Here is a 12,212-nt window from a genome sequence, read left to right on the forward strand (position 1 = left end):
TGGAAAATACAAAAACAAAATCCAACACTTATCAATAGAGGTGGAATTGAAAAAGTATTTGAAAATAATGAGTTTTTTTTTTAGAAATTTATAAAATAGTGTAGTGATACTAAAGGTAAATTTTAATTGTATAAAAAGTGGAAGCCATTCGGTAAAAAAAATTTGGTCAGCAAAAAAAATTTAATTTGACTTAGTTAATATAGTCTAATGCAAGCACTGTAAAACTTAATCCTCATCCTTTAAAAAATACTTCAAAGCAGCACCCTTTCATTTTGAGATAACATTTTAAAATCAGATTTTAAGTATATTTTTTCACTTAACATTTACAAATAAATGGAAATAGAGATCATACAAAACAAAATATTTGAGATTAGAGGTCAAAGAGTAATGCTTGATTTTGATTTAGCCTTGTTGTATAACGTAGAAAATAAAGCATTAAAACAAGCAATTAGAAGAAACATTACTCGATTTCCTGAAGATTTTATGTTTGAACTATCAGAAATAGAGTTTAATAGTTTGAGGTCACAAATTGTTACCTCAAAAAGAGGAGGTGTTAGGTACATGCCTTTTGCCTTTACAGAACAAGGAATAGCGATGCTTTCAAGTGTTTTAAGTAGTGAAAAAGCAATAGCAATAAACATCTCAATAATAAGAGCTTTTGTTACGCTCAGACAATTTAATTTGACCTACAGTGAACTAAAAGAAAGAATTGTGGCAATAGAAAGCCAATTTCCAGATATTTATAAAGCTTTAAATTATTTAGTTGATAAAGATAAAAATATTATCAATGAAATTGAAAGAAATAAAATTGGTTATAAAAACGACATACAACGGGACGAACCCTAGCCCTGATAGCAGTGGAAATCCTTTTAGCGCCGCGGCGAATAAAAGATTGTAACGAATAGCAGGAAATAGCTCCTAAAAAATTAAAAAATACATCAAATGGAAATCAAACAAAACATTCTAGATGCGGTAAATGAGTGGCTTACACCAACATTTGATAACGCTACACAAGTGGCTGTAAAAGAGATGATATCTAATTCTCCAAAATATTTAGAGGAAAGTTTTTACAAAAACTTAGAATTTGGAACTGGAGGAATGCGCGGTGTAATGGGCGTAGGAAACAACCGTATTAATAAATATACACTTGGAAAAAGCACACAAGGATTGTCAAATTACTTGCACACTACTTTTCCGAACCAACCATTAAAAGCAGTTATTGCTTACGATTGTAGAAAAAACAGTGATACGCTTGCAAAGGTGGTTGCTGATGTTTTTTCGGCAAACGGGATTGAAGTATATTTATTTTCGGAATTGAGACCTACACCAGAATTGTCTTTTGCAGTAAAACATTTGGGATGTCAATGTGGTATTGTACTTACGGCATCTCACAACCCACCTGAATACAACGGATACAAAGTATACTGGCAAGATGGTGGTCAAATTGTTCCGCCACAAGACAAAGGTATTATTGATGTTATTGAAAAATTGACCTACGATCAAATTCAGTTTACAGCAAATGAAGATTTAATTCATTATGTTGACACCGCTATTGATGCCGCATTTATAACCTCATCTATTGCAAATGCAAGTTTTAACACTTCGCAGACAGCAAAAGACGATTTAAATATTGTGTTTACCTCATTACACGGTACCTCAATAACTATCATTCCAGAAACTTTAGCTCAAGCTGGTTATAATAATGTACATATTGTTGAGGAACAACGAGTGCCAAATGGAGATTTCCCAACAGTAAAATCGCCAAATCCTGAAGAGCCAGAAGCATTGACGATGGCACTTGAATTGGCAGATAAAACCCAAGCAGATATTGTTGTGGGTACTGATCCAGATTGTGACAGATTAGGAGTTGCTGTGCGAAATAACGAGGGTAAAATGGTATTGTTGAACGGAAATCAAACTATGGTTTTGATGACCGCATTCTTGCTAGAGCAATGGAAAAAAGCTGGAAAAATTAACGGAAAACAATTTATTGGTTCTACGATTGTATCGACTCCTATGATGATGGAACTTGGCACTAATTACGGCGTAGAATGCAAGGTAGGTTTGACCGGTTTTAAATGGATTGCCAAAATGATCAAAGATTTCCCAGAACTAGAGTTCATAGGTGGTGGCGAAGAGAGTTTTGGATATATGGTGGGAGATGCTGTACGCGATAAAGATGCTGTTGCAGCAACACTTTTGGTTTGCGAAATGGCGGCTCAAGCCAAAGCCAATGGAAGTACTGTATACCAAGAACTAGTTAAATTGTATGTAGACAACGGTTTTTACAAAGAACACTTGGTATCAATCACTAAAAAAGGAATGGAAGGTTTGCAAGAAATCACACAAATGATGATTGACTTACGTGAAAATCCTTTGAAAGAAATCAACGGAGAAAGAGTGATCATGGTAGAAGATTACCAATCAAGTATTGCTAAAAACTTATTGGATGGTGCTGAATCAACCATGACGATTCCAAAATCGAATGTATTGATTTACTATACCGAAGACGGTTCTAAAATATGTGCTCGACCAAGTGGTACCGAACCAAAAATTAAATTTTATATCAGTGTAAATACTACACTAAATGCTGTTGAAGATTTTGAAGAAGTAGAAGCAATTCTGGACCAAAAAATCGCCAACATTATTACTGCAATGCAATTGAACTAATGGATCAAAACATAAAAAAATTAATACCCTTTACAAAACCTTATCAATCACATATTGTATGGAACATTATATACAACATTTTGTATGCTTTGTTTAGTACAATATCTATGTTGACTTTGTTTCCTGTTTTACAGGTACTTTTTGGAAAAACTGAAAAAGTATTCAAAGAGCCAGTTTACTCTGGAATTGGTAACTTAAAGGATTATGTAACAGAATATATAAACTTTAAAGTTTCATCTTTATCAGATAATGAGAGTACTGAAGTAGTATTGTTGTTTGTGGTAGCTATGGTTATCACTACATTTTTCATTAAGAATTTGTTCAACTACTTGGCTTCCTATCACATCATGCACTTAAAAAACGGTGTTTTGAAGGATTTGAGACGATCGATGTATGCCAAAATCATTGAATTGCCTATCTCCTACTACTCTGAAAAAAGAAAAGGTGATATGATGGCGCGCATGCTAGGCGATGTAAACGAAGTTCAAAACTCTTTTTTCTCCATTTTAGAATTGGTAGTAAAAGAACCCTTGACTATTATTTTTGCATTAGGAATGATGTTTGCCATAAGCACCAAATTAACATTATTCGTACTGATTTTCATGCCTATTTCGGGTTATATCATTTCTAAATTGGCTAAAAATTTAAGAAGCCAATCCAGAGAAGCACAGAAAGAAAGTGGCTCTTTAATTTCTGTTGTTGAAGAAACATTAGGTGGTTTAAAAGTGATAAAAAGCTATAATGCCGAACCTACTTTTAAAGGTCGCTTTAATGAATCTGTAACCCGTTTATTAAATCTAACCAACAGCATAGGAAGCCGCAACAACTTAGCTACACCATTGAGCGAATTTCTGGGAGTAACCACAATTGCTATTTTACTTTTTTACGGAGGAATTTTAGTTTTGAATGACAAAACGCTTGACGGAGCTTCGTTTATTGTATATTTAACGCTAGCTTTCAATATTTTAACTCCTGCAAAAGCTATTTCAAAAGCATCTTATTCTGTGAAAAACGGATTGGCTGCTGCTGAACGTGTTTTTGAGGTTTTAGATGTAGAAAACGAAATCACATCCAAAGAAAATGCTATTCAAAAAGACGCATTTGAATCGGATATTACCATTTCAAATATCAACTTTAAATACGAAGACGAAAAAGTGTTAAAAAACTTTTCGTTACAAGTAAAAAAAGGACAAACGGTGGCACTCGTAGGACAATCTGGAAGTGGAAAAAGTACCATTGCTAATTTACTAACTCGTTTTTATGATGTAAATGAAGGTACAATTTCAATTGATGGAACAGACATTAAGGATCTTGATTTGCAATCGTTACGTGGTTTAATGGGATTGGTAACACAAGACAGTATTTTATTTAATGATACCATCAAAGCCAATATTGCATTGGGAAAACCAAATGCTACCGATGAGGAAATTATTGAAGCTTTGAAAATTGCGAATGCCTTTGAGTTTGTACAAGATCTACCAAAAGGAATTCACTCGAACATTGGCGACAGTGGAAATAAATTATCTGGAGGACAAAAACAACGTTTGTCTATCGCTCGTGCGGTTTTGAAAAATCCACCGATCATGATTTTGGATGAAGCAACCTCAGCATTAGATACCGAAAGCGAAAAATTTGTTCAAGTAGCCCTCGAGAACATGATGCAAAATAGAACTTCAATTGTTATTGCTCATAGATTATCCACAATTCAAAAAGCAGATGTAATTGTCGTGATGCAAAAAGGAAAAATTGTTGAGCAAGGAAACCACGAAGAATTGATTGCGCTGCAAGGTGTTTACAATAAACTGGTGAGTTTGCAATCGCTTGAGTAGTTAAAATCAACAACTCAGCATTGAGGTAAGACATTTCAGTATACATTTTTTAAAGGTTACGTAAGATAGCAATATATTTACGTAACCTTTTCATTTAAAACAATCTGTTATGCTATTCAAAATTATCTTAGTGCTGCACATTCTTTCTGGTTTTACCGGTTTACTATTGGGTACCGTTGTTTTAATTCGTAAAAAAGGGGACCGAATTCATAAAAGAATTGGTTTGATTTTTACCGTAGCAATGGTCAGCACCGGATTGTGTGCTTTTTACTTATCGTACGTACATCCTAATTTATTTCTTTTTATCGTGGGTGTTTTTACAATCTACTTGGCGGTTTCGGGATACAGAATGATACAATTAAAAAAAGCCCATTTGGGTCAGAAACCGCAACTTGGCGATGCATTGTTAACGATTGCCATGTTGATTTGTTCAGCGATTTTTTATTACATTGGCATTCGTTATGTATTAGCCAAACAAGTTTTTGGTATCGTATTTCTACTATTTGGAACTGCTAGTTTACGATTGTGCTACATAGAGTATAAAGCCTACATAGGCAAAGTTACCGATTCTTTATACAGTTTAAAAAATCATATTGGCCGCATGACAGGTGCCTATATTGCTGCGTTTACGGCTTTTATTGTAGTCAACAATACTTTTTTACCTGATGTAGTAGCTTGGAGTTTACCTGGAATTTTAGGCGGTATTTTTATATCGAGATCCATCCAAAAACTAAAATCAAATCCAAAAAATATTTAGTTATGAAAAGAATTTTTGCAGCAATATTATTCTTGAGTTTTACAGTTGTCAATTACGCTCAAAACACAAAAATAGATTCGATTCCGTTTAGCTTAAAATCAAGTTTACTGATTTTTAAAGGAAAACTAAACGGAGTACCAACCGACTTTATGTTAGACACTGGTGCTGCATTGGGTGTGGTTCCAACAAGCAAAGCGAGCGCGGCTAATATTAAGATTTCTGGAATAAAAAATATCACTGATAGTAACGAAAATCAAAACAGCATGCAATCAGCAGTTATAGAAACGGTTACTATTGGTACATTTAATATACATAACGTAAAAAGCATCGTACATGACATGCCTTTTCTATCTTGCACAGAAACCTATTTGCTTGGCGCCAATGCCATTAATAAACTAAATTGGAAAATTGATTTTGACAAAAAACTGTTATACGTTTCTGACGCTGTGTTTGAACCCTCTATCGAAATGCTAGAAGTACCAATTGTTTATAAAAGCAACAGGCATTTTACTGCCATTACGATTCAAGGTACTACATTAAAAAATTGTTTGATCGATACTGGTTACAACGATTTTCTTGAAGTTCCAACTAATGAACCTGTACTTAAAAAGCTGAAAAAAGACCTTAAAAATGATATTATTAGTAGTTCAAGAATAAGCATGAGCCTTTCTGAGATGAAAATCAATACTTTTGAAACGCTTTCCTTTGACAACTTAGTACTTGGAAATAAACGCTTTGACAATGTAAAAACAGATAGTAGACCCGATATTGAAAAAAAGATAGGAATTAAATTTTTCTCCCAATTGACTTCTGTTACAATAATGAATAACAGTACGTCAACCTATCATTTGCAATTGTCTAACAAACCTATTTCCTTGCAATTGAGTTTTGATGCTGATGTGTTTCTGAAAAATGGCAAATTGGTAATCACCGGAAAAAGCAATCTAGCAGAAAGCACAGCAAAAGACTTAACAATTGGAGAAGAAATTCTATCAGTTAACGGACGCAAAGCAGCCGACTTTAAAAATGAATGCGATTTTATTTCTTGGCGTATAGAAGCTAATACAAATGACACAATGGAACTAATACTGGCAAATGGCAAAAAAATAACGCTAAAAAAACAAATTCTTAAATCGTAAGTAAAAAAAATTGATGAACTTTACATAAAAGCATTTCCTATAAATTAAAGCTATGTATGTTAACAACGCATCGATTAAACTTCCAGATGACCCAAACACAGTAGTTTGGAAATACCTAGACTTATCTAAATTTCTGGATTTATTACTTTCGCAAAAGCTATTCATGTCGCGCTCTGATAAGTTTGAAGATCAATACGAAGGTACTTTTAGTGAGCCCACTTTTGAAGAAATCAAAAAATTATCTCAAGACAATCCTGATTTTTTAAATTACTACAAAAAGCATCGCGAAAAAGTAGCGATTAGCAGTTGGCACATTAATGAATACGAATCGTTTGCAATGTGGCAAATTTTTACACAAAATACCGAAGGACTTGCCATACAATCTACTTTGGGCCGTTTGCAAAAGGCACTGCATTTAGAAAACGACCACAAACAATTTATTGGCGAGGTCAACTATATCGATTATAAAAAAGAACACATTCCGTTTGATGATTTGTTTTTCCCGTTTTTGTTCAAAAGAAAAAGTTTTCAGTATGAGCGCGAAGTACGCATCATAACTGATATTGGCGAAAGTGAAATCAAATTAAACGAAGGGCTTAAAATAAATGTCGAGGTGACTACTTTGATTGAAAAAATATACATTCACCCAAAATCTGAGAATTGGTACAAAAACCTAGTTATTCAACTAGTTAAACAACTTGGTTTTGATATTGAAATAGAAAAATCAGATTTAGAAAGTGATATCTTGATTTAATCACAACATGAAAAAAATTAAAAATTTTATCTATTTTACTTAATTTAGATTCCTTAAAATTTAAAGGTAAACTTTCATAATCACTTTATTTCATGTATAATCATTTAAGATATTGTTAAATCAATCATAAAAAACAATCAAACCACAACTATAATTTACTTAAAATAAGTATAATTTATTTATTAAATTGCTGTATTTTCGTATCCAAACTGTAACAAATTCTAAACCTAAATAAATATAAATGATTCTAAAGAACTTGACTAACGAGGAACTAATTATAGAATACAAAAAAAGAAAATCAGCTTTCACATTTGCGTGCCTTTATATTGGAATTTTTATTGGTATTGCAGTTTGGAGTACCGTGACAAATGGACTCGGATTTTTCACTTTCTTACCTATTTTAGTGGGATATTTTTTTAGAAAAGCAGCTTTAGATCACAACGAGATTAAACAAGAAACGTTATTAAGAAAAATTAACTTGTAAGACAGAATTTTAAACTATTGAAAATCAAAAAAATAAAATAACTATACTATTCAAACCAAATCAAAATTATGAAAAAAAATACTTTGGTAGAATTATCAAACGAAGCACTTTTAAAAAAGAGAGATTTTATGAAAGGCGTGACAATTGGCTTTTCGATTATATACTTTTTTTTACTTTCCTTTATCATTTACCTTGTTGTGGTTAGGGGTTTTAAAAACATTTCAGGAGTTGTATTCTTGCCTATTTTCGTTTTCCCTACAACATTTATGCCTTTACTGATCTATTTCGGGCTAATAAAAAAAGAAATAAAATCAAGACAACTTTAATTTACCTCACAATCAATGGAACAAAATTGCCAAAACTGTAATACATTAATTTTAAATAACTTCTGCGATAATTGTGGTCAGAAAAAATTTAAAAAAATAGATAGAAAATATATTTGGGATGAAATTCAATATACTTTTTTACATACTAACAAAGGTTTTTTATACTCTGTAAAAAACATTATCAAGAATCCAGGAAAAACAGCCCGTTCGTTCATTGACGGCAATAGAGTAAATCATTATAAACCAATATTGTTAGTATTTGTTCTCACTGGTATCTCCACATTTATCTCTGTAAAGATAATTGGTTTCGAAAAAATTATGAGTACACTTTATGCAAAGGAAACACTCAACTCTGAATACATGAATGATGTGATGACTTCTCTTAAAAGTTATAACTCCATTTTGATGCTATTACTTATACCTGTCTTTGCATTATCTACCAAACTTGCGTTTAGAAAATGGGGCAATAACTATTATGAACACGTAGTTATCAATGCTTATATCGTTTGCGTTTACACTCTCTTTAGCATTATTATAATCAGTCCGTTACTATATCTATTTAAAAATAATATGGACTACTTTAAAATGATTTCGAGTTTGACCATCCTATGTGTTCCTTTTATTTTAGTTTGGTTTTTCAGAGGATTTTATCCCACGAGACCTCTAAAAAACATAATTGGCCGTGTACTATTAACTTTAACTTTCTTATTTATTTTGTTTTTACTTTTAATGCTACTTGCAGTTTTAGGTGGAGTTGTTTATGCCATAATCGCTGGACCAGAATCACTAGAGTATTTCAAGCCAAAACAATAATTCTGTTAAAATATATAAAGCGAAATCCCTTATATAAAAAACCTAGTTATTCAACTAGTTGAATAACTAGGTTTTGATTTTAAGATAGAAAAATCAGATTTAGAAAGTGAGATTTTAATTTAGAAAAACCAATTAAACTGGCTCGTAAGCAGTAATCTTCCACTCTTTACTGGTCAAATCAGTAAAGTAATAATGAACCAAATCATTTTTATCAAACTGACCATTTTTATTAGTATCCTCAACCGTTCTAAAATACAAACGATTGCGAGAGGCTAGAAGTTTCCAATCTATTAATTCCTGAAAGTCAGGCGAAATTTTAGTGAGTCGCTCCCCGCTTATGGTGCTCAAATGCAAGGATTTTATATCGCTAGTATCTAATTTACCATCTTTGTTGGTATCCATATCAACCATAGTGTACACCATGATTTGATTTCTGGTTCTATCTGCAACCGTTTTCAAATACGTTGCTGTTTGTATCAAAACTGGTTTGTCTGTTAATTTGGTTATAGAGTCTGAATCGATTTTTTGGAATTTAATATTTTGTAAAAAACCTGTAATTTCATATTCTCCATAATTGGAAATCGTAAAGCTCAAATCATTCACACTTGATGAACCATAACGCGATTTAACGCCGCGATCACGAATACTCAAATCAGCAATAGGATGAATTAAATAATCCGTACCTTCCATTTGCCAAGGCAAATCAGCTATTTCTATTTGGGTTGAGTCTGCCTTTACAATCGACTTTGCTTTATTAGCCGCATCGTAAGTCACTTTTGGCGTTGCCGAATCCTCTTTACAACTTGCTAAAAATAGCAATGCAATTCCTAAACAAGTGAAATGTATTTTTTTCATGTGCTGATGGTATTAAAACTCAAATGTAATCATTTTTAAAAATAGCAACCTTATACCTTGTACAATTTAATGAATAAAAAGAATGAAACTGGGTATTAAAAAAACCTTACAACTTAGCAGTCAATTTCACATTAAAAACTCGTGTGGTCATGTAATTTGGTATTGCATATTGATTTTTAGAATATACGTCCCTAACCCAAGTATTTGTAATAGCATTTTGATTGTTAAAAAGATTAAAAATTTCTAATCCTAGAGCTAATTCTTTACAATCTTTAAATAAACCCGAACTTCTTTTCTTTGTGGTATTATCAATAAATACTTTAGAAAAGCCTACATCAACTCTACGGTAATCATTCAATCGGTTTTGATACAAATAAGGATCTGCATAAGATGGTGATCCGCCTGGTAATCCCGTATTGTAGACTAAATTCAAATACAATTTTACACTTGGAATATTAGGCATGTAATCTTGAAAAAGCATCGCAAACTTCAATCTTTGGTCTGTTGGTCTAGCAATAAATCCACGGTCATTGCTATTTTCCTCGGTTTTTAAATACCCAAAACTGATCCACGATTCGGTTCCGGGTACAAACTCACCATTCAAACGCACATCTACACCTTGGGCGTAAGCCACTGCATTGTTATTAGCTGCATAGCGTATGCGTACATTATCAATCGTGTAAATATTAGCATCCGTTATAGATTTGTAATATACTTCAGAAAGTAACTTAAAAGGACGATCCCACAATTTAAAACTATAGTCATTCCCTAAGACAATATGAAAAGATTGTTGCGCTTTAGTGTTGGGCTGTACAATGCCGTCTCCATCCCTAAGCTCTCTATAGAAAGGCGGTTGATGATAAAGACCTCCAGAAATACGAAAAACAACATCTTGTTTCCAATTTGGTTTAATGGCAAACTGAGCTCTTGGACTTATTGTAAATTGAGACTTACCCAATGAACTGGCGCCAGAAACTTCCCAATTGTGCATTCGGATTCCTGCATTATACCAAACTTCATTCGTTCCTAAATTTGATTTTAAACTCCATTGTCCGTAACCTGAAAACCGATTTATAGAATTGAAATTTGTAGCTCGTATGTCTTGATAAGGAACCAACTGTCCCGTGTAAGGAGTATAAGGCTGATCGTTTTTTGGCAAATTTAAAATAGGTGGATTCAAAGCAAAACCAGCAGAATCAATGACCTCCCACTCTATTATTCTATCTCTAATAGATTCACGAGTATACTTAACACCCCATTCTATTTGGCTGTTTTTCCAGTCCTGAAATCCTTTTATTTCAGTATTTACAATTAAGGCATCAAGATCATTCCTCGCGTGACTTAGCTGTGATCCAATACCTCTTGTGAATGAAACGTCACCTAGAGTTTCTGAACCAATATTAGTATCTACTTCACCCAGTCTATATTGCGCCAATATATCAAAATATTCTTGTTCTAACGTATGGAAGATGGAACCTATAAATTTTAACGTAAAATTATCCGAAACATTAAAGACTGATTTTATTGCTCCAAAATAAGTATCGTATTTGTCTTTCTCTTGTCCCTCATAAAAAACCGTAAGTGCCATAGGGCTGTCAAGTGTTCCAAAATTTGAAACGCGTGATAAAGGACGATATTGGTATTTATTTTGAGAAATGTTTCCTAAAAAACTCCACTGCCATTTAGCCGAAGCCTGATAATTAATATTGGTTTGAATATCAGCAAACGTTGGTGTAAAATTAGTTTGCGTTTCCTGACTGTTCACAAGTAGTGAATTATTTCTATAGCGTAATCCTGTTACAGCTGACCATTTTTTATCTTTAGAAACCGCATCAACAGCTATGCTTCCGCCAAGAAAACTAGCTTCAAGGCTTGCGCCAAAAGTGGTTGGCTTTCTATAAGTAATATCTAATACCGAAGACAGTTTGTCTCCGTACTTTGCTTGAAAACCTCCAGCAGAGAAATCGACATTATGAACCAAATCAGTATTGGTAAAACTCAAACCTTCTTGCTGACCTGAGCGAATCAAAAATGGACGATAGACTTCAATCTCGTTTACATAGACTAAATTTTCATCATAATTCCCACCACGCACAGCATATTGGGTGCTTAACTCATTATTGGAATTCACACCTGGCAAGGATTTTAAAATATTTTCAACTCCTGCATTGGCACCCGGAATTTTTCGAATCATTTCGGGTTCTAGATTTACTATTCCCTGAACCACACTCCTATTCCCAGTCACTACAACAACCTCTCCCATTTGCTCTGCCTGACTGTTCATTATAGGGTTAAATTCCTTTTGCTCATTAGCCTCAAGCATAAAAACAACAGTAATTTTTTTAAGAGAAACGTGTGTAAAAACAACTGTTACTTTTTGATTTGCCGGGACTTTAACATCATAAAAACCATTCTCATTAGACTGTGTATTAAAACCGTCAAATGTAATATTGACATTTTCTAAAGGTTGCTTGTTTTCATTCAAAACAATACCGCGAATTCTTGCAGTTTGTGCAGTTGAAGAAAAACCAAGACAAATAATCGATAAAAGAAAAAAGAATTTAGTGGTACTCAATTGATTTGGA

Annotated in this window: 11 protein-coding genes; 9 read left to right on the forward strand and 2 right to left on the reverse strand. The window is 33.1% G+C overall.

The window, feature by feature from the left end; translation table 11 throughout:
* Positions 1-333: 333 nt before the first annotated feature.
* The 9 genes from LQ189_RS10540 (at position 334) to LQ189_RS10580 (ending at position 8,772) form a co-directional block, all read left to right on the forward strand.
* Entirely contained in the window at positions 334-846 is a 513-nt protein-coding gene (locus LQ189_RS10540; RefSeq protein ID WP_230156591.1) for an ORF6N domain-containing protein, read from the forward strand.
* Positions 847-942: 96 nt separating this feature from the next.
* The gene (locus LQ189_RS10545) at positions 943-2,670 is read left to right on the forward strand and encodes a phospho-sugar mutase (protein WP_230156593.1); all 1,728 of its coding nucleotides are present in this window, start codon (positions 943-945) and stop codon (positions 2,668-2,670) included.
* On the forward strand, positions 2,670-4,499 hold the full coding sequence (locus LQ189_RS10550; protein ID WP_230156596.1) for an ABC transporter ATP-binding protein: 1,830 nt from the start codon (positions 2,670-2,672) through the stop codon (positions 4,497-4,499). Before LQ189_RS10545 ends, LQ189_RS10550 begins: the two co-directional genes overlap by 1 nt.
* A gap of 109 nt (positions 4,500-4,608) precedes the next feature.
* A complete protein-coding gene (locus LQ189_RS10555) occupies positions 4,609-5,256 on the forward strand; it encodes a DUF2306 domain-containing protein (RefSeq protein WP_230156598.1) in 648 nt (215 codons plus the stop codon).
* A 2-nt stretch (positions 5,257-5,258) separates the two neighbouring features.
* The gene (locus tag LQ189_RS10560) at positions 5,259-6,395 is read left to right on the forward strand and encodes an aspartyl protease family protein (protein ID WP_230156600.1); all 1,137 of its coding nucleotides are present in this window, start codon (positions 5,259-5,261) and stop codon (positions 6,393-6,395) included.
* Positions 6,396-6,447: 52 nt separating this feature from the next.
* The gene (locus LQ189_RS10565; protein ID WP_230156602.1) at positions 6,448-7,149 is read left to right on the forward strand and encodes a hypothetical protein; all 702 of its coding nucleotides are present in this window, start codon (positions 6,448-6,450) and stop codon (positions 7,147-7,149) included.
* Positions 7,150-7,390: 241 nt separating this feature from the next.
* Entirely contained in the window at positions 7,391-7,633 is a 243-nt protein-coding gene (locus tag LQ189_RS10570) for a hypothetical protein (protein ID WP_230156604.1), read from the forward strand.
* 68 nt (positions 7,634-7,701) lie between these two features.
* The gene (locus LQ189_RS10575) at positions 7,702-7,959 is read left to right on the forward strand and encodes a hypothetical protein (protein ID WP_230156605.1); all 258 of its coding nucleotides are present in this window, start codon (positions 7,702-7,704) and stop codon (positions 7,957-7,959) included.
* A gap of 15 nt (positions 7,960-7,974) precedes the next feature.
* On the forward strand, positions 7,975-8,772 hold the full coding sequence (locus tag LQ189_RS10580) for a DUF3667 domain-containing protein (protein ID WP_230156613.1): 798 nt from the start codon (positions 7,975-7,977) through the stop codon (positions 8,770-8,772).
* 132 nt (positions 8,773-8,904) lie between these two features.
* Here the strand turns inward: LQ189_RS10580 and LQ189_RS10585 are convergent, their stop codons facing one another.
* Both LQ189_RS10585 and LQ189_RS10590 read right to left on the reverse strand, forming a co-directional pair.
* Positions 8,905-9,627: a hypothetical protein gene (locus LQ189_RS10585; protein ID WP_230156615.1), complete on the reverse strand. Its 723-nt coding sequence runs from the start codon at positions 9,625-9,627 to the stop codon at positions 8,905-8,907.
* A 106-nt stretch (positions 9,628-9,733) separates the two neighbouring features.
* Positions 9,734-12,202, reverse strand: a complete 2,469-nt coding sequence (locus LQ189_RS10590; RefSeq protein WP_230156617.1) for a carboxypeptidase-like regulatory domain-containing protein — start codon at positions 12,200-12,202, stop codon at positions 9,734-9,736.
* Positions 12,203-12,212 lie beyond the last annotated feature (10 nt).

Source organism: Flavobacterium sp. CECT 9288 (assembly GCF_918731615.1).
GTDB lineage: Bacteria > Bacteroidota > Bacteroidia > Flavobacteriales > Flavobacteriaceae > Flavobacterium.